The organism is Agarivorans sp. QJM3NY_29, from assembly GCF_050870835.2.
GTDB lineage: Bacteria > Pseudomonadota > Gammaproteobacteria > Enterobacterales > Celerinatantimonadaceae > Agarivorans.
The window spans coordinates 4,412,233-4,436,129 of sequence record NZ_CP194036.2 but is presented as its reverse complement, the minus strand read 5'-3'; the positions used below and the strand labels follow the sequence as shown (position 1 = coordinate 4,436,129).

At 45.1% G+C, this 23,897-nt stretch carries 28 protein-coding genes; 13 read left to right on the top strand and 15 right to left on the bottom strand.

Features of this window, described 5'->3' with window-relative positions; genetic code table 11:
* Positions 1–11 precede the first annotated feature (11 nt).
* Positions 12–359 (bottom strand): hypothetical protein, encoded by a 348-nt coding sequence (locus ACRRS0_RS20125; RefSeq protein WP_432455807.1) that lies wholly within the window; start codon positions 357–359, stop codon positions 12–14.
* 71 nt (positions 360–430) lie between these two features.
* Positions 431–2,350 (bottom strand): ABC transporter ATP-binding protein, encoded by a 1,920-nt coding sequence (locus ACRRS0_RS20120; protein ID WP_432455808.1) that lies wholly within the window; start codon positions 2,348–2,350, stop codon positions 431–433.
* 101 nt (positions 2,351–2,451) lie between these two features.
* Here ACRRS0_RS20120 and ACRRS0_RS20115 point away from each other — a divergent pair, with 101 nt between their 5' ends.
* Positions 2,452–2,652 carry a YheV family putative zinc ribbon protein gene (locus ACRRS0_RS20115; RefSeq protein WP_432455809.1) on the top strand — a complete coding sequence of 67 codons (201 nt, stop codon included), beginning with the start codon at positions 2,452–2,454 and terminating at the stop codon, positions 2,650–2,652.
* A 21-nt stretch (positions 2,653–2,673) separates the two neighbouring features.
* Here the strand turns inward: ACRRS0_RS20115 and ACRRS0_RS20110 are convergent, their stop codons facing one another.
* The 3 genes from ACRRS0_RS20110 to ACRRS0_RS20100 are packed head-to-tail and all read right to left on the bottom strand — an operon-like array spanning position 2,674 to position 4,393.
* Positions 2,674–3,168, bottom strand: a complete 495-nt coding sequence (locus ACRRS0_RS20110; RefSeq protein ID WP_432455810.1) for a GNAT family N-acetyltransferase — start codon at positions 3,166–3,168, stop codon at positions 2,674–2,676.
* 21 nt (positions 3,169–3,189) lie between these two features.
* Positions 3,190–3,411 carry a SlyX family protein gene (locus ACRRS0_RS20105; protein WP_432455811.1) on the bottom strand — a complete coding sequence of 74 codons (222 nt, stop codon included), beginning with the start codon at positions 3,409–3,411 and terminating at the stop codon, positions 3,190–3,192.
* A 4-nt stretch (positions 3,412–3,415) separates the two neighbouring features.
* Positions 3,416–4,393, bottom strand: coding sequence for a WD40 repeat domain-containing protein (locus ACRRS0_RS20100; RefSeq protein ID WP_432455812.1), 978 nt, complete (start codon positions 4,391–4,393; stop codon positions 3,416–3,418).
* 141 nt (positions 4,394–4,534) lie between these two features.
* Between ACRRS0_RS20100 and fkpA the strand changes: the two genes are divergently transcribed.
* Entirely contained in the window at positions 4,535–5,344 is an 810-nt protein-coding gene (fkpA, locus tag ACRRS0_RS20095) for an FKBP-type peptidyl-prolyl cis-trans isomerase (RefSeq protein WP_432455813.1), read from the top strand.
* A 100-nt stretch (positions 5,345–5,444) separates the two neighbouring features.
* On the opposite strand, the gene rsd is transcribed toward fkpA, so the two are convergent.
* Positions 5,445–5,924, bottom strand: a complete 480-nt coding sequence (gene rsd / locus ACRRS0_RS20090; protein WP_432455814.1) for a sigma D regulator — start codon at positions 5,922–5,924, stop codon at positions 5,445–5,447.
* Between the two features lie 181 nt (positions 5,925–6,105).
* Here rsd and nudC point away from each other — a divergent pair, with 181 nt between their 5' ends.
* From nudC to ACRRS0_RS20065, 5 genes are all read left to right on the top strand, one after another.
* Positions 6,106–6,897: an NAD(+) diphosphatase gene (nudC, locus tag ACRRS0_RS20085; protein WP_432455815.1), complete on the top strand. Its 792-nt coding sequence runs from the start codon at positions 6,106–6,108 to the stop codon at positions 6,895–6,897.
* Positions 6,898–7,001: 104 nt separating this feature from the next.
* Positions 7,002–8,066: a uroporphyrinogen decarboxylase gene (hemE, locus tag ACRRS0_RS20080; RefSeq protein WP_432455816.1), complete on the top strand. Its 1,065-nt coding sequence runs from the start codon at positions 7,002–7,004 to the stop codon at positions 8,064–8,066.
* 168 nt (positions 8,067–8,234) lie between these two features.
* Complete coding sequence (locus ACRRS0_RS20075; RefSeq protein WP_432455817.1) at positions 8,235–8,381, top strand: hypothetical protein; 147 nt, start codon at positions 8,235–8,237, stop codon at positions 8,379–8,381.
* Between the two features lie 229 nt (positions 8,382–8,610).
* Complete coding sequence (locus ACRRS0_RS20070) at positions 8,611–9,396, top strand: sulfite exporter TauE/SafE family protein (RefSeq protein WP_432455818.1); 786 nt, start codon at positions 8,611–8,613, stop codon at positions 9,394–9,396.
* 269 nt (positions 9,397–9,665) lie between these two features.
* Positions 9,666–9,839 (top strand): PLDc N-terminal domain-containing protein, encoded by a 174-nt coding sequence (locus ACRRS0_RS20065; RefSeq protein WP_432455819.1) that lies wholly within the window; start codon positions 9,666–9,668, stop codon positions 9,837–9,839.
* Positions 9,840–9,954: 115 nt separating this feature from the next.
* Here the strand turns inward: ACRRS0_RS20065 and ACRRS0_RS20060 are convergent, their stop codons facing one another.
* Both ACRRS0_RS20060 and ACRRS0_RS20055 read right to left on the bottom strand, forming a co-directional pair.
* On the bottom strand, positions 9,955–10,218 hold the full coding sequence (locus ACRRS0_RS20060) for a hypothetical protein (protein WP_432455820.1): 264 nt from the start codon (positions 10,216–10,218) through the stop codon (positions 9,955–9,957).
* Between the two features lie 4 nt (positions 10,219–10,222).
* Entirely contained in the window at positions 10,223–10,435 is a 213-nt protein-coding gene (locus tag ACRRS0_RS20055; protein ID WP_432455821.1) for a DUF4177 domain-containing protein, read from the bottom strand.
* 241 nt (positions 10,436–10,676) lie between these two features.
* On the opposite strand from ACRRS0_RS20055, the gene ACRRS0_RS20050 reads away from it, so the two are divergent.
* From ACRRS0_RS20050 to ACRRS0_RS20035, 4 genes are all read left to right on the top strand, one after another.
* Positions 10,677–10,916: a TIGR02922 family protein gene (locus ACRRS0_RS20050; protein WP_432455822.1), complete on the top strand. Its 240-nt coding sequence runs from the start codon at positions 10,677–10,679 to the stop codon at positions 10,914–10,916.
* A gap of 401 nt (positions 10,917–11,317) precedes the next feature.
* Positions 11,318–11,902 carry a YjaG family protein gene (locus tag ACRRS0_RS20045; protein WP_432455823.1) on the top strand — a complete coding sequence of 195 codons (585 nt, stop codon included), beginning with the start codon at positions 11,318–11,320 and terminating at the stop codon, positions 11,900–11,902.
* A 166-nt stretch (positions 11,903–12,068) separates the two neighbouring features.
* On the top strand, positions 12,069–12,341 hold the full coding sequence (gene hupA, locus ACRRS0_RS20040; RefSeq protein WP_432455825.1) for a nucleoid-associated protein HU-alpha: 273 nt from the start codon (positions 12,069–12,071) through the stop codon (positions 12,339–12,341).
* A gap of 557 nt (positions 12,342–12,898) precedes the next feature.
* Positions 12,899–13,270 carry a sirohydrochlorin chelatase gene (locus tag ACRRS0_RS20035; protein ID WP_432455826.1) on the top strand — a complete coding sequence of 124 codons (372 nt, stop codon included), beginning with the start codon at positions 12,899–12,901 and terminating at the stop codon, positions 13,268–13,270.
* Here ACRRS0_RS20035 and ACRRS0_RS20030 read toward each other — a convergent pair.
* Positions 13,240–13,674, bottom strand: coding sequence for a hypothetical protein (locus ACRRS0_RS20030; RefSeq protein WP_432455827.1), 435 nt, complete (start codon positions 13,672–13,674; stop codon positions 13,240–13,242). The genes ACRRS0_RS20035 and ACRRS0_RS20030 overlap by 31 nt on opposite strands.
* Before the next feature lie 235 nt (positions 13,675–13,909).
* On the opposite strand from ACRRS0_RS20030, the gene ACRRS0_RS20025 reads away from it, so the two are divergent.
* Positions 13,910–14,389, top strand: coding sequence for an FKBP-type peptidyl-prolyl cis-trans isomerase (locus tag ACRRS0_RS20025; protein WP_432455828.1), 480 nt, complete (start codon positions 13,910–13,912; stop codon positions 14,387–14,389).
* A 37-nt stretch (positions 14,390–14,426) separates the two neighbouring features.
* On the opposite strand, the gene leuA is transcribed toward ACRRS0_RS20025, so the two are convergent.
* Both leuA and ACRRS0_RS20015 read right to left on the bottom strand, forming a co-directional pair.
* Positions 14,427–16,100 (bottom strand): 2-isopropylmalate synthase, encoded by a 1,674-nt coding sequence (gene leuA, locus ACRRS0_RS20020; RefSeq protein WP_432455829.1) that lies wholly within the window; start codon positions 16,098–16,100, stop codon positions 14,427–14,429.
* A 453-nt stretch (positions 16,101–16,553) separates the two neighbouring features.
* Positions 16,554–17,093: a YfaZ family outer membrane protein gene (locus ACRRS0_RS20015; RefSeq protein ID WP_432455830.1), complete on the bottom strand. Its 540-nt coding sequence runs from the start codon at positions 17,091–17,093 to the stop codon at positions 16,554–16,556.
* A gap of 262 nt (positions 17,094–17,355) precedes the next feature.
* On the opposite strand from ACRRS0_RS20015, the gene aqpZ reads away from it, so the two are divergent.
* Positions 17,356–18,057 carry an aquaporin Z gene (gene aqpZ / locus ACRRS0_RS20010; RefSeq protein WP_432455831.1) on the top strand — a complete coding sequence of 234 codons (702 nt, stop codon included), beginning with the start codon at positions 17,356–17,358 and terminating at the stop codon, positions 18,055–18,057.
* Between the two features lie 225 nt (positions 18,058–18,282).
* Here aqpZ and ACRRS0_RS20005 read toward each other — a convergent pair whose 3' ends face one another.
* The 4 genes from ACRRS0_RS20005 to ACRRS0_RS19990 form a co-directional block, all read right to left on the bottom strand.
* The gene (locus ACRRS0_RS20005; protein ID WP_432455832.1) at positions 18,283–19,260 is read right to left on the bottom strand and encodes an NADPH:quinone reductase; all 978 of its coding nucleotides are present in this window, start codon (positions 19,258–19,260) and stop codon (positions 18,283–18,285) included.
* 1,072 nt (positions 19,261–20,332) lie between these two features.
* Positions 20,333–20,926 carry a DNA-3-methyladenine glycosylase I gene (locus ACRRS0_RS20000; RefSeq protein WP_432455833.1) on the bottom strand — a complete coding sequence of 198 codons (594 nt, stop codon included), beginning with the start codon at positions 20,924–20,926 and terminating at the stop codon, positions 20,333–20,335.
* 54 nt (positions 20,927–20,980) lie between these two features.
* The gene (locus ACRRS0_RS19995) at positions 20,981–22,504 is read right to left on the bottom strand and encodes a succinylglutamate desuccinylase/aspartoacylase family protein (protein ID WP_432455834.1); all 1,524 of its coding nucleotides are present in this window, start codon (positions 22,502–22,504) and stop codon (positions 20,981–20,983) included.
* A gap of 173 nt (positions 22,505–22,677) precedes the next feature.
* Positions 22,678–23,895 (bottom strand): class I SAM-dependent methyltransferase, encoded by a 1,218-nt coding sequence (locus tag ACRRS0_RS19990; protein WP_432455835.1) that lies wholly within the window; start codon positions 23,893–23,895, stop codon positions 22,678–22,680.
* Positions 23,896–23,897 lie beyond the last annotated feature (2 nt).

Here is a 23,897-nt window from a genome sequence, read left to right as displayed (position 1 = left end):
AGAGAAGCCGTTTAGTTTTTATCTTTACTGGTTTGCGGTTGAGATCGAATCAGGCTCACCCCTTCTTTTATAATTAATAAGCCAATACTGACTAGTTTTAAGCAAACATATAAAAATACGATGAGCACAATCACCTTAATAAGCGTTTGAAATATTTCGAAAAACTCTTCACTCACTTGACTGTTAATCGCATTTGTATCGGCCATTAACCAGCTAAAGAAATGCTGCATAAAGGGGGCATCTTGCGGTAGGGTGATGAGGTTGACGGCCTGCGGTAGTACGTAAGCAATTACCCCAATACCGACAATGATCAGCAATAAACCAATCAATAAACTGGGGCGATCTTGCGTGGCATTCATAGACATCCTTGATTTATTATTAATAGTATTGTTGTTAACCTTACCTGAGTGGTGTAATCGGTCAAGTAAAGTTATTCCTCGGCACTGATCCCAAAGGCTTGTTGTTGCTGTTCCAACTGTTCTTGTAGATCAAACCATTGCAGCTCCGTTTCTTCTAATTCAATTTTTAGTGTTGCCTGTTGTTGTAAGCACTGTTGCAGTTGTTGTTTGTTGTCGGCGGTGTACAGTTCAGGATCGGCCATCCGTTGCTCTATTTCAGTGAGGGCTTGCTGGGCTTTATGACTGCGCTTTTCAAGCACTTCCAACTGTTTGCGAATACCGCGGGTTTGCTGGCGAAACTCAGCCTCTTTACGTTTTTGTTCTTTGCGTTGACCAATCGAATTCGTCCCAGCGGTGCCGGTACTACTGGTGTTCTCTGCGCGGTTGGCTTGGCTTAGCCATTGCTGATAATCGTTTAAATCGCCAGCAAAAGGAGAAACTCGTTGGCTATCGACTAAGTAAAATTCATCGGTTGTGGCTCGTAGTAGTGCCCGATCGTGAGAGACGATGATCATTGCCCCATTGAATTCTTGTAAGGCGAGGGTGAGCGCATAACGCATCTCTAAATCGAGGTGGTTGGTGGGCTCATCGAGTAGTAACAAATTTGGCTTTTGCCATACGACTAAAGCGAGAACCAAGCGGGCTTTTTCGCCGCCGCTAAAGGGAGCTACAGGCTCTAGGGCTTGGTCGCCTTGAAACCCAAAACTACCTAAATATTTACGCAGATCGGCTTCGGTGGTGGTGGGCGCGAGTCGTTGTAGATGCTGCATTGGAGTATCGTTGGGGCGCAATGTTTCTAATTGGTGTTGGGCGAAATAACCCACTTTAGCTGCTTTGTTAATTTCAACATCGCCAGCTAAAGCTTTAAGCTCACCGGATAACAACTTGATAAAGGTGGATTTACCAGCACCGTTGCGCCCCAGTAGGCCGATCCGGCTGCCCGGTACTAAATTGAATTCGACTTGTTCAAGAATGGTTTTGTCGGCATAACCGGCACTTACTTTTTCCATCGTTAACAAGGGTAAAGGTAGGCTGTCGGGCTCTCTAAAGCGAAAACTAAACTGTGAATCCACATGCGCTTGGCTAATCAGTTCCATTTTTTCTAAGGCTTTTAGTCGGCTCTGTGCTTGTTTGGCTTTACTGGCTTTGTAACGGAATCGGTCCACAAAACTTTGCATGTGGGCGCGCTCACGTTGTTGCTTTTCAAACATTGCCTGCTGTTGAGCCAAGTGTGTTGCTCGCATTTGTTCGAAATCAGAATAACTGCCGGTATATTCATTTAGCTGGCGATTTTCAATGTGCACAATTCGGTTAATGATGTTGTCTAGAAAGTCACGGTCATGCGAGATTAAGATGAGGGTGCCGGGGTAGCGCTTTAACCACTGTTCTAACCAGACAACGGTATCTAGATCAAGGTGGTTAGTTGGTTCATCGAGTAGTAATAAGTCGGAGCGTACCAATAAAGCTTGAGCCAAATTGAGTCGCATTCGCCATCCACCGGAGAAATCGCTGACACTCTGCTGTTGTCCTGCTTCGCTAAATCCTAAGCCGGCCAATAATTCGGCCGCTCTGGCGCGGATTTGATAACCACCAATAGTATCTAATTTATTGTGTAGGGTCGCGATGAGTTCACCATTCCCGGCAGATTCGGCATCGGCAATTTGTTGCTCCACTTTGCGGAACTCAAAATCACCATCAATTACGTAATCGATGGCTTTGCGGTTTAGCGCAGGGGTTTCTTGGGCAACGCTGGCAATTTGCCATTTGCTGGGGACACTCAATTCTCCAGCATCGACATGCAGTTGCTGCTTTAGCAAAGCAAATAAAGACGATTTACCGCAACCATTTTGGCCGACTAAACCTACTTTTTGTCCGGGATGGATGGTGAGATTGGTTTCCTCTAAAAGAAATTTGCTACCGCGTTGAAGGCTAATACTGTTGGCTACGATCATGGTTGTTGCTATGCGCTACTAAAAATGTGCAATAATGCCGCTATGATACCTGATGCAGCTTATGGCGCATAGCGACAGCGCAGAACAAAGTAGAGTGAATTATGGCAAAACATCGTTTTATCGCGGGTGCGGTATGTCCCGAGTGCGGAGAACTCGATTCCTTAAAACTGATCATCGTGGAGCAGCAAGGGCTCACGTTAGAGTCGGTGGAATGTGTTAGTTGTGGCTATCATGCCGAGCGTCCAGAAGGGCAAGCGAGTGAGTCGACAGATGCTGAGCTAATTGGTTTGTTTAAGCCCTAAGCATCCTAGTGGCAAACCGATTTATAATTGTTTACCCAAAATTGTGAGGCTATAGGTTTGCTGGTCCATCCTCGCGACGCTGGGTAGCTGGCCCCAAAGTTGGTAAGCGAGTTTATCGAATAAAGCCAGGCTTGGTGTGTTATGGCTAAAAATGAAAGCCAGTAAAATTTCAATCTCCAATGTTTTGGCGATCGGTTCGGCGGCTTGTAATATGGCTTTTCCTAAGCCTTTACCGCGATGCTGCTCGGCTAAATAAAGGCTAATTTCGGCGCTGTGTTGATAGGCGGGGCGGCCATAGAAATCACTAAAACTTAACCAGGCAATGGTTTCACCATGCTGTTCTATTACATACAAAGGACGTTGAGGTTTTTGGTGTTGCTTAAACCAGTCTAAGCGCGAAGCTACCGTTTGTGGTTTGGTATCGGCGGTGACTTGGCGCGATTCAATGATCGAATTGTAGATATCAACAATACAGGGAAGGTCACTTTCTAGCGCTAAACGAAATTGAAAAGACATGCTCAAATCCAAACCTAGGGCTTAGTAATGAGGCGGCGGAGTTTCTTGTTCTAGCGGTGCCACCGCCGAGCCATTGTCGGTCTCGAAGAGTTTGCCGCGGATCAGCTTAAATTGGTGCTGTAGGGTATCCAACTGTTGCTGTTGACTTTGCAACGCAAGATTGAGCTGTTCAATGGTGTCTTCCTGAAAGGCCAATTTTGTTTCGAGACGCTCAATCATGTTAAATAGCTCTTGCTGATCCATAGTGCTAATTCTTTATATCCCAAATTTCAACGAAACCACTAGAGCTTGCGCTCACCAGCTGGCTATTATCAAGCATCGCCGCGCTATACACAACAGCGCTTTTCGGTCGGGTTTTTTGTTTCGCAGTGACCAACCATTGCTGCAGGGCTTGGCCGCTGGCTACATGCCAGAGGCTCAGTTTTCGGGCCGCAGAACCTGTGATAAGCCATTCGCCTTGTTTGGCAAAACGAACATAGGAAAATAGGCTTTGTCGGGCGGTGAGTTTCAGTTGACTGACTCGCTCACCGCTGGGAAGTGCCCATATTCGGGCAAGTTTGCCATTGTCTGCGGTGAAGGCATATTTTCCATCGGGTTCTAGAGCGACCATCGATACGCGCCCCTGTTGAGGAAAGCGCAGTAATACCTGCGCCGTTTGGGTATCCCAAAACAAGGCTTGATAATCGTTACCACCAGTCAAGGCGTAGCGGCCGTTAGCCGATAAGGCAACTGAGTTGATTTTTTCGCTATGCCCTAGAAACTCTAACCGTCGGCCAGTGACTAGATCAAGGTGAATCACTTTACCATCACCAAGGCCGATCAGGACCTGCTTGCCGTTGCTGGATAGGGCAATATCTCTGATACTAGATTCACTGATCTTCCAATAGCCCTGAGCCTGGCCAGTGGCGATGTCCCAAATCACAAAATCATCGCGACTGGCACTAATCGCATAGCGATTACCATCGGCGATTTTGACTAAGAATACTTGATTATTCTCTTGGTTTTGATGGTTCCACTGAAACAATTGGCGTTGTTGTTTAATATTCCAAAGAGTCAAACCATGGTGTATTGAAGACACTAGGCTCAGTTGCCCATCCGCTGAAATATCGGCGGCATAGGCTCCATCCAGCGCTTGTTGCCAACTCGCCGAAGGCGGAGCCTCTTCGCTACAAGCCGCTGTCAGGATAGAAAAGCTGAAAATCACAAACCACTTAAGTAATGTCATTTTTTGTTTTTTACGGAACTGTCGCTAGGTTGTGTTGACTAATAGGGTTAGTATAAGAGTTTTGTAGGCTAAGTGTTTAATAATTCATAGTGATCTTGTTCGCTAAGCCGCAGATTAATGCGATTCTATTGGAGAAATTGAATGAAAAAGTATTTTGCCGTGTCGGTTTTGGCCGCCTCTATTTTTGCTGTTACTGGTTGTCAAGACGAAAAAGCTGAAGCGCCCGCGGTAGAGCAAGTTTCCCTCGAGAAAACTGACGCGGGCACGGTAGCTAAAGCTGCCTTTGAAAGTGCCGAGCAGCGACAAGCCTACGCGATCGGTGCATCAGTATCACGCTATATTGCGAGTACTTTAGAGCAGCAGAAAGAGCTAGGCCTTGAGTTAGATAACGCTTTAGTGCTCAAAGGAATGCAAGATGGTTTAGGCGGTGAAGTTTTGATGTCTGAAGAAGACATTCAAACTACTTTAAAAGAATTAGACGAAAAACTAGCCGGTTTAGTCGAGAAGAAGACGGCAGCAGACGCTGCTGTGGCAAAAGCTGAGAGTGATAAGTTTTTAGCTGACAATGCCGCGCGTGAAGGCGTGACTGTGACCGAGTCTGGTTTGCAATATGAAGTTTTGACCGCCGCTGAAGGTGATAAACCGAGCGCAGAAGATACGGTGACTGTGCATTACAAAGGGACGCTAACCGATGGCACGACTTTCGATAGCTCTTATGATCGTGGCGAGCCAGCAACCTTCCCATTAAACCGAGTGATTCCTGGTTGGACCGAGGGTGTTCAATTGATGTCTAAGGGTGCGAAATACAAGTTCTTTATCCCTTCCGACTTAGGTTATGGTGAAAATGGTGCAGGCAGTATCCCGCCAAATTCTACTTTAATATTTGAAGTTGAGTTGCTTGATATTGAAAAAGCTGATGCTCCTGCTGCGAAAGAGCAACCAGCAAGTTAAGTTTAATTAAGCATTGAGCAATACTAAAAATGCAGTGCCTAGCACTGCATTTTTGTTTTTAGCGTTAAAGCTTGTCGTATTTAAATCGTGAGCAACTTGATTATTTGGCCGCAGCACTTTGCTGACTATGCTGATATAAATGGTCCAGTAACTGGTCTTCAATGGCAAAACGCTCTTCCATTTCCTGCCCAAGTTCTGATAAATCTCTATCAAAGCTGGCAAACTCTAAGTCTTCATTGACCTCGGCATACTGATCATTAAAACGGAGCGCGGTTTCGGTGGTTGCGCTGATCTGTGGCAGTAATTTTTCAGCGGGTTGGCTATCGCCTTCACCAGCACATCCACTCACAATTTGCTCATAAACTTCGAAGTGGCCCGTGGAAACATAATCAACGAGTTGTTCGCAAAAATGACTAATTGTTTCGGGACTCGGCAGTGAACGCTCCTTACTTTCATAGGGAGGTAGCCCCGCGAGATTACAATAAGTGATAAGTAATTGCTTTCTGGCGAGTAACCAAGCATCAATGACTTGACTCGCACCGCCCCATTTGGCTTGGGCTTGTTCTAGTTTTCTTAGCATTGGCATGGCTCCTGAAACTATTAACGTTAGCTCTATAACTAAAGAAAATCGAAGCTTTCGTCAACTGATATTTAGTTTAACTGCGGAGTGGCTAAACATTTGCTGCAGGGAAAGCTTGTTAAGTTGTTTAAGCTTGTTCATTATTTGCTAATAAAGCAAATTTAAGAGCAAGGAACGTGGTGTGAGTAAGCAATTTGGCTGGTGGTTTTTCACCTGTGGTGAGCAAATTTTGGTGATTGCGCAGGGTGAACGCTTGCCCTATGGAGATATTGATGATTTGCCGTTACCTGCATTAGAGTTTAGTCGAGTAGAGCAATTTGCTAGCTATAAAGGTGAGCCCTGCTTGCGTTTAGAACTCGAGCATCCTCAGGACCTCGGGATGGGCGAGTGGGTTGATCTGCGTAGCAGCATGTCGCTGCTTAACTCGCAACTATTTAACCTCGTCGGTAAGGCGCAGCAGTTTGCTTTGTTTTTAAAAACTCATCAATTTTGCGGTTGTTGTGGTCATGCGATGACACGAGTAGATTGGGAGTTAGCCATGTTATGCTCGGCGTGTGGATTTCGCGCCTATCCGCGGGTTTCGCCCTGCATTATCGTATTAATTAGTCATGGTTCTCAGTTATTACTGGCTAATCATCGTCGTCACCAAAAACAAGCACAACCGATTTATACCGCGATTGCAGGTTTTGTCGAAGCGGGAGAAACCTTAGAACAAACTGTACATCGTGAAACTCATGAGGAAACCGGGCTTAAACTTAAAAATTTGCGTTATTGGAAGAGTCAGCCTTGGGCATTTCCTCATTCATTGATGGCGGCTTATTTTGCAGAATATGCCGATGGTGAGTTAAAGATTGATCGCCGAGAATTAGCTGATGCCCAGTGGTTTGAGGCGAACGATTTACCTCATTTGCCGCCTCTTGGAACGGTTGCTCGCGATATGATTGAACATTGGTTAGCCCAAACTTCACTTTAAATGTGATTCATGGGAGTGTTTGAATTGTTAAACTAATGTCTTGAGTTGTTAAAGTAGCTCGTTACAATGCTCTAGCTAAAAATTATAAGGAATCAGAAAAGCCAATGTCGCCATTGAAAAACGATCGCTATTTAAGAGCTCTGTTGAAGCAACCTGTCGATACCACCCCTGTGTGGATGATGCGTCAAGCGGGTCGTTATCTGCCAGAGTATCGCGCAGTACGAGCGGATGCTGGTGATTTCATGACGGTTTGCCGTGATGCAGATTTGGCCTGTGAAGTGACGTTGCAACCTTTACGTCGTTTTGCGCTGGATGCTGCGATCCTATTCTCCGATATTCTAACCATTCCTGATGCGATGGGTTTAGGTTTGTATTTTTCCAGTGGTGAGGGGCCGAAGTTTGAACGGCCAGTGACCAGCCTTGCCGCTGTTCAAGCCTTACCGATCCCCGATCCTGAGCAAGAGCTGGTTTATGTGATGAATGCAGTTCGTACCATTAAGCGTGAGCTAAAGGGTGAGGTGCCGTTGATTGGCTTTTCTGGTAGCCCTTGGACGCTCGCCACTTATATGGTGGAAGGTGGTACGACTAAGTCTTTCAGTGGTATTAAAAAGATGGCCTTCAGTGAGCCACAAACGCTACATTTGCTACTCGACAAACTAGCCGATTCGGTGATCTTGTATTTGAATGCCCAAGTGGCGGCCGGAGCTCAGTCGTTAATGATCTTTGATACTTGGGGCGGCGTATTATCGGAGCGCGACTACCATGAATTTTCATTGCGTTATATGCATAAAATTGTCGATGGTTTGACCCGTCAAGCCGACGGCCGGACGGTTCCTGTGACTCTCTTTACCAAAAATGGTGGGCAGTGGTTAGAGCAGATCGCGGCGACTGGTTGTGATGCAGTTGGTTTAGACTGGACGATTAATATCGCCGATGCTAAGCGACGTGTGGGAGATAAGGTCGCTTTACAAGGCAATATGGATCCATCGATGTTATATGCTCCGGTTTCTCGTATTAGACAAGAGGTTCAGCATATTTTAGACGGTTTTGGTGAAGGTTCTGGGCATGTATTTAACTTGGGACATGGTATTCACCCAGATGTTGATCCCGAGCATGCGGGTGCGTTTATCGATGCGGTACACGAACTGAGTCGTGGTTATCACCAATAACGGTTTATGTTTGATTAGCGGGAATGAATCAGCCAATAGCAGATGCGCTTCGCGCAGCTGCTATTTTGTTTCGCTATGCCATAGTAACGGATTTTGCTATAGTAGCCGCTGTCGTGGAACTCTTTACGGATGAAGTGGTTTATAGGCCGTAATAGAGAATTTGTTGTTATGAAATCACCCTTTCAATTAATCGTCGTACTGATGCTGGTGTTACTCGTGATTGCCATGGTAAAACTGAAAAGCATTGGTGAGCCTCAAGTATTATCTTACCTACCAAAATATTTAGATCAGGAACCTATCGATCTGTCGAGATAGGCTCTGGGTTGATTTGATATTAAAAGCAGATCGCGATGCGCGACTTATCCAAACGAATATGGGTAAGATGAAGTTGGTTAAGGTTGCAAAACAGCGAGTACATCGCGGCAACGATGCTCAAAATTCATTCCGAACGCTCACTTCGCTCCGAAATCTTTAGAAAACTTTGCGCCACTGCATTGTTTCAAGCAGACTATGCGGCATTATCAGGTGGAGTGTTGGTTAGGTCGTGACGTTCATTAGTTTTTTATTGATTGGTGCGGTTGCTGGGCTGATGTCGGGGTTGTTTGGGATCGGTGGTGGCTTGGTGATTGTGCCAGTGCTTATCAGTAGTTTTGCTGCGATGGGCTTTGCTAGCGAATCGGCAATTCATTTAGCGATAGGCACCTCCTTGGCGACGATTTTGTTTACCGCGAGTAGCGCTAGTTATGCTCACTATCGTCGAGGTTCGATTGATTGGTTGATCGCTCGCCGTTTAATGCTGGGGCTGCTGCTTGGTGCTGGCGCGGGGGCTTGGCTTGCCGGGCAGCTTCAAGCTCGGCATTTAAGCTATTATTTTGCCGGATTTCTGTTACTCATGGCATGGTATATGGGCTTTGGGCGTTTACCTAAGGCACAACGAAGTCTTCCTCAGCAGTGGGGGACCAGTGTGCTGGGTGCGCTTGTTGGCGGCATTTCTGCGATGTTTGGCATCGGCGGGGGGACTATTTTGTTTCCTTGCTTAAGCTGGTACGGCTTAGCTGCGCCAAAAGCGGTAGCGATTTCTGCGATATGTGGTATTCCTATTGCTTTGGTCGGGGCTTCAGCCTATATCTACAACGGTTGGGGACTGGCTGAACTACCGCCTGGAAGCATTGGCTATGTTTATTTACCGGCGTGGTTGGGCATTGTATTGACGAGTTCGGTGTTTGCTCGAGTGGGGAGTCGCCTGGCGTATCGATTGCCAGCGAAGCGATTAAAACAAGCTTTTGCTGTGTTATTATTACTGATGGCAATCAAACTATTGAGTACTTAGCTTTGGCTGAGCAATCAGATGACGTTATTCCCGCCTAGTCACGAATGGTTTAGAGATACGTTATGGTGTATTTGTCTGTCGTTGGATTTATTGTGAGCCGTCATTACTCGTCTAGCAATTGCAGTTGCATCCCTAAGATATGATGGCCAGCCCATGTTCGCAAATCGTGATAGAGTGACGTCAACAAATTGATTTAGAATGTGCTGGGTCAATCACAATCAGCGCGAGTATTATGATAAACGTTTCAAATTGAAAATAGAGGAATCACAATGTCATTGTCATTGCTAATCGCGATGCTGATTTTAATCGGCGACGTGTTCGCTATCATTCGTACATTAAAAAGTGGCGCCGAAGTCGGACGCAAATACTTGTGGGTATTTTTAATTTGCTTATTACCGATACTTGGCTTGCTACTGTGGCTGTTTAAAGGCCCCAAGGATTAGCGCTTAACGATTTGTTTCAATAGAGTCTGCATGCTCTTATTGTTATGTTCTAATAAGATCAGCTCGGCTCTAAATAATGCTGGAAGTTCAATTAGACTGACCAGCAACAATAGACTCACCCCCATATCCAGTAGGGACTAAACAATATACTTAGTCCCATTAATGATATCGTTAAATTGATTAGGCCTCGTTGCCATTTACCCAAATAGAAATGATGTAAACCCGCGATAAATAGATAGTTGAGAACAGCATAGCTGTCGGGATCTTTTACCTGTTTTTCCCACAATTGGTAAAATTGTTGGCGTAAGGGGGCGGGCAGCTGACGTATTTCTGCGCGTAGTTGTTCTTGTTGTACTTCTAAATCATCACGTCGGGTCATTCGTTTAGCGACCTAAGGTGACGATCACTGTTTCTCTAGACCAAAATAGCCAAAATCGTCTATTTTCAATTACTTGAAATACTAATTGCCAGCCATTGCTGGCTTCTTTGTTAAGCGTTGCCTCTACTTTTTGCAAGGGCATACCGGAAGCGCCAAGAAATAAGGTCCCTAAGGCACCTTCGGTAATAGCGATAACTTTGTATTCTTGATAAGCCATGATGATTCCTAATCTAAAATAGTAATTGGCTGACTATAAGCTAAGCTTATAGTCAAAACCATAGTTATAGTTCAATCACAAGTGTGGGTTAAGTTTGCTCGAAAGGGGGCCTTTGTGCCGTGAAGCAGGGCGAGAGAATGAGACTACTTTGGTTGACGTTACATATTTGTTATATAATACTGCGATTGCCATATGGGGTTTCAAATTGAATTCATTAACCCTCAATTGTTAGGGATAAGCTATGAAAGTAACGATGCTGTATTACGACGAAGATAATCCCTTGTTGTTACAGCAGCAGGTTTTGTCTGATTTAGGTCAGAGTGAAAAAGGTCGAGTGGTTATCCCTAACGAAAAGAAAGCTGGGAAGATTATTATCGCTATTTTGGAAGGTGAGGTGAAGGTTCTGAACTCTTTAGGAGACCGGGCTTTCGCGGCTTTTGACTTAGAGAAGCAAATTGCCTTTGATGATGGAGGGGAGTAAATCTATTCCACCGTAGATGAACCGCGAGTGACTATCGCGGTTCATTGTTTTTTATACTCTTGCAAAAACTAGCAATTTACCAAATAGTCGCTCTCAATATTTGGTCTGAGTTGTTAAGTTAATCTCCTAGCCATTTATTCCGTTCAGTTACGAGCTCATCGCTTGCGGGCTTGCTGCATATTTTATGTCCCAAGGCTTGTGAGTGGCACATCGCAAAAAATTACGCTTTCAGAAGTGGCTAGGTCAATTCCTCTGCGGATGATTTTCAGCTCATATTTTCTTATTGTCATCTGTATTATCGAGCCTCACCGGGGGCTCAAAATTTAGTGAACCAGAGCGGTTGATGGTAAGCTAATCAGCATTTGATGACCTTAATCGTTTTACTTAGTGTGGAGCAAATAATGCTAACCCCTTGTGATCTCGACCGCTTAGCGAAGTTATCGACTAAGCAGCAATCCTTATATTGTTTGGCCCTACTTCAGCGAATGTCGCCTAATTATTTATTGTTTTGTCAGGCGACAGAACAAGTTCATGAGGCTGATTTTCGTCGTTTACTGGCGTTATTTTGGGAAAGTGCTTTGCACCCGCAAACTAAAATTAACTTTTCGGTTCAGCGAGAGCGCTTCGAAACGCTGATCCCAGATCCTCAATTGTTTGACATGTATGGAGTATATCCAGCGTTAGATTGTTGTGTGGTGGTTGAATGCTTATTGAGTTGTTTACTTGAGCCGACAGGCCAGGAAGCAGAACAAGCTAGTCAGACTTCCTTAGCGAGTGTTTTGAGCCTGTTAGAATTGCAGTTGGGGGAACTCGATGAAGATGCGATGCTGCTGCAAGACTTAGTCCAACAAGAGCTAGAATTTCAAACTGATTTACTGGATATGATCGACCATTTAGAGAAAGGGAAATCGGGGGTGGAAATTTTGAAAACCTTCGCGTTGAACCAAGGTGTGAGTAATCTGGGGATCTGTTTAGAAGACAATTAAATGGTGTCGTCGCCAAGATTATGGATGATTTTGTGACTATTTACGCATAAATTGGTTAAAGCCCCGTCAAATAAGGCGTGAAAGTGGAAAAATTCTTTGCGCAGGGTTTTTTTTTCTCTTAAAGTGAAGCTGGATTATTTAAACGAACGTAAAGGATTTAGATATTATGAATAAAACTGAACTCATTGATGCGATTGCAGAAAAAGCTGACCTATCAAAAGCTCAAGCTAAATTGGCTTTGGAATCAACTTTAGGTGCTGTGACCGACGCACTTAAAGAAGGCGATCAAGTTCAGCTAATCGGCTTTGGTACATTCAAAGTTAACCACCGTGCAGCACGTACTGGTCGTAATCCTCAGACTGGTGCTGAGATCCAAATTGCTGCTGCTAATGTACCTGCGTTCGTCGCTGGTAAAGCTTTAAAAGAAGCTGTTAAATAATAGCGCTTTGACACTAGGGCATGTTGGGCTTTCGTGCTTGATCTTTGTTCGAGATAAAAACATTTTCGTCACGACGAGCGGTATCTAGCTTAGGCCGCTAAGCCAATAGCGCTCCATAAAGTTTTAAGTGCTGATGATGGATCTCGAAAGTTTAACCCCTAGCTCTAGCCCTTTAAGGGCTAGTGTTTCTTTTCTCACCGCTCTCCTTTAGACTTTCCTCTCCACGACCTTTTCCAATATAGTCATGCTGTCTTAGCTGTCTTAGCTGTCTTAGCTGTCTTAGCTGTCTTAGCTGCATTGGCATTTCTGTTTATTTCAGTGAAGGCTTATATCAATCTAAGTCATTATCTGTTGATTTTTGCTGGCCTAAATCACCGCTAACTGCGTCATGTATTTTGTAATTAGAGCCACTAGTTACTGCATTCGATGCCTCGTTATCGGCAGATTTATTCTACGCAATAAGTTGTTCATATAGTGAATCAGATTGGTATTATTGGGTATCTCTTTCTGGCTGTGATGAATCTTTGCCATCGTTGAATTCTAAATTAAGGAAGTATATGAAAGCGTTATTAGTTGTCGCTCATGGCAGCCGCCGTCAGCAATCGAATCAAGAAGTGATTGACTTAGCGGCTCAAATGGCAGGGCAGCTGCCTAGCTATCAGCAAACTCATGCGGCATTTTTAGAATTAGTCGAACCATCAATTAGTCAGCAGATCAATATGTGTGTCGCTGCCGGTATTGTTAACATTACCTTATATCCTCATTTTTTGGCTGCGGGTACTCATGTGGTGAATGATTTACCAAGAATTATTCAGCAAGCTGAAGCAAGTCATGCGGGCTTAAACATCACCTTGTTACCACACTTGGGAGGGTTTGATGGCTTAGCTGCATTTGTGTGTCAATCCCTAGAACAATCCGTGGCAAATTGACGTAAGCGTGCCAGTAACTGCGGAACATAATGAGGATGTGCCATTTGTAATAAGTTGTGCCAATGGCGATGACCTAAGGTTTCTTTAAGCAACAAAATTACTTGAGTCAGTGGCGCATTCAGCAATAGCTCAGGGCGATATAAATAGTCGGCACCTTCTTGAAAAAACCAAGGACTAGCAGTGAAGCACTTAAATAGTTGTTGTTGCTCTGCTGCATGATGCAGTCGCTTGAGCTGCTTTACTGGGCTTAATTGTTTGACTTGTAAACTCAGTTGAGCCAATTCATCGATATTCGCTTGGCTAGGGAGGGAATGTAGAGAAAATAGGGCTTCAGCTAACTCGTTAGATGTAGAGCACTGAAATTTGTAATCGTCTGGGGTGTTTATGCTGCTATCTATACTCACAATCAACTTCTCTCGGTAGTAACCTCCTTGTTGATTTACGACATTGTATAGGCTTCCTATGAATATACTGGCTGATCGGTGAATGCTGGTCAATAGTTATACATTAATTTGTTGAGCTGTACACAAATACGTTTCGCTATTGTTTACTTCCATTTTCCCTAAGATAACTATAATACTTGGCAAACTCCGCCGATTCTGCTGTAGTAGCGCAACATTTCCATCTTGAGAGAAGACCATGAAAGTTGTAAAAGATAGTGTGGTGCGTTTTGAATATACTCTGCATGAAACCGACGGCGCGTTATTGGAAGCGACCGACCAAGATGCGGTCGCTTACCTGCACGGCCATAATTCGATGATTCCTGCGATTGAACAGGCCTTAGAAGGCCTAGAAGCTGGCGCAGAAATCAAGCTAAGTTTGGCGCCTGAAGATGGCTACGGTGTGCGTGATGAAAATGCAGAGCAGCGCGTGTCGGTAAAACACTTGCAAGGCGCTAAGCATTGGAAAGCTGGGATGGCTGCGCTCTTGGAAACTGAGCAAGGCCCTCGTCAGGTAACCGTGGTTAAGGTTGGGAAGTTTATGGCGACCGTTGATACCAATCATCCCTACGCGGGTAAACATCTCGACTTTGCTATCAAATTAATTGAGGCTCGTCCAGCAAGCGCTGAAGAATTGGCGCATGGTCATGCCCACGGTGCGGGTGGGCATCACCACTAAGTCTTATGGCTGAGCGTACATCAGATGGCGCAGCTAACTAGACCATTTCCAGCTGAGCGGATATGCTCAGCTCTTGATTTAAGGCACATAACATCGCTTTTAAGCTCGCGGTGAGAATGTCTTTATCGATGGCGACCCCAAGATAGCGTTTATTCGCGATCTTAGTTTGAATGTAACATACCGCTTCCGCTTCAGCTCCTCTACTTAAGGCATGTTCAGTGTAGTCGAGAACCTCGATAGTGAAGCCAAATTCCTGCTGTAGTCCGTTGACAAAGGCGGCCAGTGCGCCATTGCCATTGGCTTCAATCCTGCAGGTTTGCTCATCCCGTTGTAATACAACCTGTAAATGTTCTTGCTGTTGGTAGCTGATTTGGTAGTGGCCAAGTTGATAGGCATGGCTTTGCTTTAAATAAGTCTGCTGGAATAGCTGCCATATTTTTTCTGGGGTGATTTCTTCACCCGTTTTCTCGGCGTCTTGTTGTACCACTGCACTAAACTCAATGAGCGCCCAACGAGGCAGTTGAATGCCGTAGTCTCGCTCAAGGACATAGGCGATCCCGCCTTTGCCTGATTGGCTATTGATACGGATCACTTCCTGATAATCTCTACCTAAGTCACTAGGATCGATCGGTAAATAGGCCACATCCCAAGGCGCGCCAGTTTGCTGCTGTTCTAAACATTTCTTAATGGCATCTTGATGGCTGCCAGAGAAAGCGGTAAATACCAATTCACCAACATAGGGATGACGTGGATGTACTGGCAACTGGGTACAGTGTTTGACCACTTGTACTATTTCATCGATATTGGCCAAGTCCAACTCCGGATTTATCCCTTGACTGTATAGGTTCATTGCCATCGTCACGATATCCATATTTCCGGTGCGCTCGCCATTGCCGAGTAAGGTGCCCTCCACTCGGTCGGCTCCGGCAAGTTGCCCCAATTCAGCTGCGGCGATCCCACAGCCGCGGTCATTGTGGGTATGCTGGCTAATCACGAGATCTTGGCGATGGTCGATGTGCTGGATAAACCATTCTATTTGATCGGCGTAAACATTAGGCATCGACATTTCAACTGTGGCTGGAATATTAATGATTATTTTATTGTTGGTGTAAGGACGCCACTGGGCAACCACCGCATTACAAATTTCCACCGAGAAATCGAGTTCGGTTCCAGTAAAGCTTTCTGGTGAATATTGAAATTGCCAATTAGTCTCTGGGTAACATTCGGCCTGCCGCTGTAGTTCTTTTGCACCAGTGACGGCTATGTTAATGATACCCGCTTTATCCAGTTTGAATACCTTCTCGCGCTGTGTTCTCGAGGTTGAATTATAGAGGTGCACAATCGCGTTTTTCGCTCCGGCTAGTGCTTCAAATGTGCGCTCGATTAAGCCCGAACGGGCCTGAGTTAATACTTGAATGGAGACATCTTCCGGGATCTGATTGGTCTCGATTAACCATCGCACAAAATCGTAGTCGGTGGTTGATGCGGCAGGAAAACCAACCTCGATCTGTTTAAAGCCGAGCTTCACCAGAAGCGCAAACAAGGTTTTTTTCTGTTCCACCGACATCGGTTCAATCAAGGCCTGATTGCCATCGCGAAGATCCACACTACACCACTGTGGTGCTTGACTGATACTGTTATTGGGCCATTGTCGATTAGGTAAGTGAACCTTCTGAAAGGCTTGGTATTTTTTATAATTAAAAGTGGACATGATTTATCTCTACAGTTGAATTGAATGAATTTAGCCCAACGGACCGCCAGCGCGAGGCTAGAGAGTGCGCTGACGGCTAATTAATCGAAATATGGCAAATGGTAATTTCATTTAAAATTCTCAAGTGGAGAGTGATGAATAAAGTATAAGGAAATCTGCTGAGTGAGTGTTTGCGAGTTATGGTTTAATAAAGTTAATTTAGGGTTATTTATTTCAATCTATAACGATTTTTTGATTTTATTACCCCTTTTAGAAGCTTTTGCTTGAATTTTAAAGCTATGGCATTTGTTTTGGGGGCTCTGCTTCACTGTCGACGCTGAAAAGAGCTAGGCGCGAGTGAAGGCGCTGTGGCTAGATAGATACGGACTAGATGGTGAATTAAGAAACATCAGGAATGGCGTCGCACTTGGCCTGTTTTTCATCTCAGAGCTGAACATAACAGGCCTCTGAGGACTAGAACTTAATTACTGCGCCGATATAGAAACCTTTATTAAAGCTTAAATCGTTTGCAGAACGATAGTGAAACTGAATGCTACGGTAACCTAAGTACACGTTAGCATGGGGCATCAGCGAATAAGCCACTCTTGCATCTAAGTTGTAGTAACGACTTAATTCATGACTGGCTAACACCGAAGGTGCGTAGTAAGCACTTCCTGAAATTGTTAAATCTGGGGCAATGAGAATGGCGTAGTTTCCTCCAATGGTTACGGCATGCGCGTTCGCGTGATGATTTGCCCACAATTTGTTGAACTTAGTGCCAATTGCAAATTTATGATTGTCCTGCTGGTGGGTTGCCTTGATCCCTAGCTCTGCTAAATCGCCTTCAGGTCGAGAGTACATATAGTTTGCCGACACCTCAGCTGCAGGCCCTATCGCGCTGGTAAAACCAGCTCTGAAGGCATCATCATTCAGTTCAAAGTTAAATTCACTCGCATAGACAGTAGGAATAGTGAGTATGGTGATGTAAACCGCTAAAATATAAGTTCTAAACATAAACGTCCTATTAATGAATTGTTTTTCGGATTAAAGTGTGGCAATGGTAGCTATATTTTTTATATTTGTCTTTACTGTTGTATTTTTTTAGTTCTTTGTATTTATTTCGATTTCTCTCGTCTTGTATCTGTTAAGCGAGAAACTGTATCGAACTGAACGGGCAGGGGAGTAAAAACTCGGTAGGCTTGGCAGGAGTGGCCTATATTTAGGCGACAGTGGCAAGTTGCTACTGTGAAGCCTATGTTTGAAAAGGAGAGCAAACATGCCGTTATTCAATCGTTTAGTTGCAGAAGGGATTGGTACTTTTTGGTTGGTTTTAGGGGGCTGTGGTAGTGCTGTATTAGCGGCGACTTTTCCTGAGGTAGGGATTGGCTTGGTTGGGGTATCACTAGCCTTTGGTCTGAGCGTTCTCACCATGGCTTATGCCATTGGGCATATCTCTGGTTGTCACCTTAATCCTGCGGTCACCATCGGTTTAATGGTGGCAGGGCGTTTTTCTAAGTTTGATGTATTTCCTTATATTTGTGCCCAGTTACTTGGCGGATTTGTGGGCGCAATTATTTTGTACTTGATTGCCAGTGGTAGCGCTGATTATGATTTGGCTAGCCATGGTTTGGCGAGTAATGGTTACGGCCTGCATTCACCAGGAGGCTATAGTTTAGTCGCAACCTTTATTTGTGAAATAGTGATGACCTTTATGTTTTTATTCATAATTTTAGGGGCTACTGATCAGCGTGCACCAGTGGGGGGCGCACCCTTGGCGATTGGTTTGGGATTAACTTTAATCCATTTAATATCTATTCCGGTGAGTAATACCTCGGTGAATCCGGCTCGTAGCACTGCGCCTGCCTTAATCGAAGGGGGGATTGCCTTAAGTCAATTATGGTTGTTTTGGCTTGCACCACTCGTTGGGGCGGTTTGTGCTGGTTTGATGTATAAACAAATTGCCGCGAAGAAAGAATGAACTTGATTTGGGCTGTTGATCCTTCATCACTCATGTTATTCCAAGGATCAACAGATTTTGGTTGTCGAGGGAGTAGGGGAAGCAATATTTCTTAGGCTTACTTTTTCGCCTCACGCCTCGAGTCTATAAAATAGCTCTCAAGGTTTATCTTATTTCTAAAGCCGCTGCGCATCGAGAGTGGTCGCAGCGGGACCCATTGAGAGACGGACTATTTATGTTGTCGAGTTACTGGTGACTAACGGTATCCTTAGTCTGCTGGGTGTCGATCACAATATTGCCGTGAGCGCCTGCTTGCATCACGGCTTGATGAGCGGCGCTGGTTTCGGCCAAAGCAAAACTTTGTCCTATCACAGGGCGAACAAATCCCGCTTCGGCACCTGCATAAAGGGCCGTATGGATCTGTTTTAGCTGTGCGCTATCGGCGTGCGCTAAGGCCATTCCCATAATACAAGCATCTCGAGCCATGAGATCTCGAGGATTAATCTCTACACTGCCTCGGCTACCGATCACAACCACGCGTCCTCCTGCATTGAGTAGCGGTAGATCATCGCCTAAGTTTTGATTCGCTAGCATCTCTAATATTACATCCACCCCACCGGCTTGTTGCAGTTGTTGGTAGTGTTGCGTTTGATGGTGGTTTACCACCACATCGGCACCTTGTTGTTTGAGTAGTGCTAAACCGGCTTCGCTGCCAGCGCTGGCAAAAACCCGACAACCCGCAGCTTTGGCGAGTTGAATTGCGGCGAGTCCGACGCCTCCGCTCGCGCCGTGAATAAACACCGTTTCTGCGGCTTGAGCATGGGCTCGAATAAACAGAGCTCGCCAAGCTGTAGCATATGGTGTACCTAAACAGGCACCTTGTTCGAAGCTTAAGTGATTCGATAGAGGATAAACCTGTTGCGGGCTGGCCAAGCATTGTTCAGCGCTGGCACCGCTGAGTGTTCCTGCGCAATAAACTCGTTGTCCGGGACTTAGGCCTGTGACGTCAGCACCCACGGCAATGATCACGCCTGCGGCATCTTTTCCAGGCGTGTGTGGGAAGTTGGCGGTGTAGTTATTACTACCGGCTACGATATAAGTATCTACTGGGTTGACCCCAGCAGCCTTGACTGAGATTAGCACTTGTTGTTGATTTGCAACGAGGTCTGGCAGTTGATTGAGCTTCAGTTGGTCGCCATGGAATTGCGCTTGTATTGCCTGCATCGTTTCTCCCTTATATAGCAGTGACGGTTAGTGGATTAGCATACCGCAGTTTTCTCATTTGTAACGGTTTAAGAAAATACTTGCGAAATTTTTTTATCAAACAATAGTTAACAATTTTCACAAATTCGCTCTGCGCTGTGGTTTGGAAAGCCTTTCAAATGATTTTTTGGTAATTTAATTACTTAAAGTGAAATTTAGTAAGACTAAAATGAAAAAACGTAATGTTAATTGTGTGCTATGTCGCATAATATTAATCCCAAGAGAGAAAGTTACTAACAAAAACACTTTACATAGTTAGCGACTTTTAAGATTGAAGCAAACAAAACAATAGGTGAACATATTATGGAATTATTTGGTTTATTTTACGCATTACAATCACAAGCAAACAATAATCAACAAAGCCAAGCGCAACGTAATCGCTAGTCATTTACAAGCAAAAGGAAAATATTATGTACGATTTATTTGGATTGGTCGCCCTTAGCTACCTAGGTTACAAAAAACACGATGACGCCAGTGTTAAGCAACTGAATCGTTAATCTGATTGATCAACTGAGTTAAACTTTTACTAAAGAGAGAAAAATTATGATGGAATTAATGGGTTTGGTGGCATTAAGCTACTTACAAAACAAAAAGACTGAAGAACAACGTTTCGCGGAGTTAACTCGTTAATTTGTAAGACTTCGTTCAGTTATACTAACACTCAATAATTGTCACACAGAGATCATCGCCGATCAGGCGAAAGCTTCCCCGTTCAGGGTGGCCTAAATCACCTTATATTTAGATTGACTGCAACCAGTCACATGCGCTCAACAGCGAGCGAATAAGGCCCTTGGTCGAATCACTTACGACTCACCGTATTGATGACTGATGAGCAGCCCATCGAATACTAATCTAACCATTACTGGTTTATTTTTGCTAGCCTAGATCACCGCTAACTGCGTGATGTATCTTGTCATTAGAGCCACTAGCTACTGCACTTCCTGGCTGATTATCGGTAAATTAATTCTGCGTAATAAATTGCTCATCTAATTAATTAGATTGCTATAACATCTTCTGGCCAGTATGAAGTAGCTTAACGTTTGGCTAACTCGACACACTCTCGATAGACATGGCAATCCACCAGGTGATCGTTCACCATACCCACCGCTTGCATAAAGGCATAACAAATCGTGGGTCCAACAAAATTAAATCCTGCTTTTTTTAAGGCTTTCGACATTGCTTGTGATTCTGGGCTTTCAGCTGGAATGTCTTGCATATGGGTATAGCGATTTACAATGGTTTTGCCGTTTACAAAGCTCCAAATATAGTCGCTAAAAGTTTGGCCTTGTGCCTCTATCGCTAAATAGGCTCTGGCATTCTTAATAATGGAATTAATCTTAAGCTTATTGCGTACGATCCCTTTGTTTTCCATTAAGCGGGCGCAGTCTTGGTCTTGGTATTGAGCGATTTTGTCTGGTTGGAATTGAGCAAAGGCTTGATAGTAGTTTTGCTGTTTACGCAGAATGGTTATCCATGACAAACCGGCTTGTTGTCCATCTAAACAGAGCTTAGCAAATAGTTCTTTTGAGTCATAAACTGGCCGCCCCCAGCTATGGTCGTGATAATGTTGATAATCTGGGGCGTCACCACACCATGTGCAGCGTTTGATTAAAGCCTCTTGGGTCATCGTGATTACTCCTTAAAAGAATTCTTGGCTATTGCTCGCCTTGATAAGGCTTGGCTAATCTTCTGGAACATCATCCATATCGGGGATTTGATGCCCCGTTGGTGTTGGCCGCGAGGGGCTCTCGGGTTTAGGTGGCAGCGTGGTCGCCTCATCATCTGTAACTTGGGGGGTGGCATCATTCTGGTTTAGGCTGGGTGTTAGCCCCATCTGTTCCGCATTATTCTCGACAACTTTTTTCTTCACTTGTTCACCCTGTTGTTCAAGAGCTTCTATGCTTCGGCGTTCACCAAGGTTAAACACAGCGTAACCAGCGCTGACAAATTGGTCCTGAGCACGGCCAAGAACGACGGCATTGAAAGGTGCGTATAGATTCTCGATTTCATTATTAATCGGGTTGCTAATTTCACCTAACAGTTGCCCCTTGTTTACTTTTTGCCCTAGGTTGACTTTGTTTATCAGGATCCCGCCTTGGCGAGAGCGCAGCCACTCGGAGGCATAAAATACCGGTTGTGGTGAAGACCAAAAGAAAGAGCGCGGCAACATACCGATGGAACTTAAATAACTGCGTAGCGCTTTGACGCCAGTTTCAACCATTTTTACATCAACGGTGAAAGGACCTCCCACTTCCATCACCACCGCGGGGATCCCAGCGGCGGTTGCTGCGCCACGTAAGCTGCCTGGGGGAGCAATGCTTTGTAGTACCGAAACCGCACCAAATTGTTTGGTTAATTCCGCAACCGAAGTTAGAGTGATATCGGCCCGTAATTGAGTCACATTTTCCCGAAACATTGAGCCAGAATGCAGATCAATGACACTGTCACAGTGACGGATAATGCTGGTAAATAAGCTATAAGCGACGCGAGAGGCGGTTGAGCCGTTAGCATTACCAGGAAAGGCGCGGTTAAGATCACGTCGGTCTGACATATAGCGATCTTTGCGCCATAGTCCGTCAATATTGACCACTGGAACCGAGATAATGCTGCCTTTGAGATTTTCTGGTTTTAGGTTTTGTACGACTCGGCGGGCAATTTCAACCCCGTTGACCTCATCACCATGGATCGCGGCAGTTAAACATACGGTTGGCCCTGCTTCTTTACCATGCAATACCACGACCGGGGTGGCCATTTCGAAGCCACCAGGCAGGTGACCGGAAAACCAATCTAGGGTGGCTTTGCTGTTCGGTGAGAGCTCGGTATTGAGTAAATGAAGCGGTCCCCATGTCGCTTGCTCTGGGGGCGGCTCGGCTAAATTTTTCTGAGTTTTGCTCGAGAGCGGATCGTTGCCAACAACTATCGGAATAATGTTTTCGGGTTGGGCCGGCAAAGCTTGTTTGTCATCGCCTGACTTTTGTTGCAGGTCCAGCTCGGTAGGGTTTGCTTCGACTGACTTTCCCTTCGACTCGGTTTCTGGGAGGATGTTTGGTTTAGGCTCGGGGATTGGTTGTGGTTCACTCGATGCCGTGTCGTTTTCAATAAGTGCGGGATTGAGCGCTTCTTCATATTGTTCTTCTTGTTCGGTGGCAAACAGCATAGAACTAACGCAAAGCAAGGTGAAGCATAGCGGGATACGAAGCAACATAAAGTTTCCAGTTATCAATGAGTCAAGGATAGATACCTATCCAATATTGGTAAGTGTAACAATTATCACAGTAAAAGGCCTTATTGCTTATTAGAGCAGAGGCTATATCGTAAGGGTTAAAAACCAATAAACAGTACTTAAGGTATTGATTAGAGCCTTACGGTTGAAGCGCCCTAAGGCAACTCGGCTTGAATGAGTACATTACGTGGACTAGTTTGAAAGGGGAAAAGTTCCACGAGTTTTAGCTGATAGCCATGCTTTTGTAAAAATAAGCAACGGTCCAGAATCAGCCAGCGCTCTAAGATGGGTCTAAATAGTTGTTGTATCAGTTCACTTTTACGTACTTGAAGATGGCGCTCTCGTCCTAAGTTTAAATAATCTGCCCAGTCGATGGACTCTGGCAGCGCCAGTTGGTGTTGTTGACTCGCCCATTGGGCAAAATCGGCAAAGCTACTCCCTTGAGCAAACCAGTGTTTCGCCACCGACGGCAACGCTTGGTAGTCGCTTTGCCCAGTCACTTGCTCGCGTAAACATTGGTAACTTAAGCGCCAATGGATCTCGGTTTGACGTAGGTTTTGCACCCGCTGACCCGAGGTAACCGACTGAGCCACGGCCAAGCGTAAGTCCGCTTTACTCAATTGAAGGGAGCTTTGTTGAGCCTGCTCGGAGAGCGGCTGATAGTAAGGGGTGCTAATGAGGTGATAGCAGCAGGGGCATAGGCTGAGTCGTTGTGGTCGCTGCTGACTGGCTAAGCGAAGTAGCTGTAGGTGCAACTCACCGCAAGCGTGTAAGGCCACTACATGTTGTTGCTTGTTGAGCGTGGCTTGGGGAGGCTCAGCTAATACATCACAGTGTTCAAAATGTTGGCTTAAGTTTAATTTTTGGGCCAACTGTTGCCCCTCTTCACAGAGCGGTGCCTGCCACTCTAGGCTGGTGACGGGCAGCTGGTGATGGTAACTAATGAAGCGCCCCAAGTGACCTTTGCCTGCACACCACTCCAATACTGGTCTTGTCTCGCCGTGTAATTGTTGGCAAAAGGCTGCAATTTGTTCCAATTTACGGCCTTTAATACCGTTACTCAACCAAAATGGGCTGGTTAAACTGCGCGTTTGAGGAACCGTTAAGGGCCATGATTCTTGGTTTTGCGTTAGTTCTGGGAAATACTCAGCAAAATAGCTTCTAGCCAGCGTGGGCTGTTGTTCAAATTGGGTCAGCTGCTCAAGGCTTAGTTGTTCTAAGCGGTGTTTGAGTGAGGGCTTTGGCCAAGGGAATGTGTGATGGGCAAAAGGACTGAATTGCCAATAGTCTTGGTAATCTGTAAGCCATTGATCATAGCAAGCAAACAAACGCTGAGTTTGTTTTACCGAGATGAACGCAGAAGTAAATGTCATTG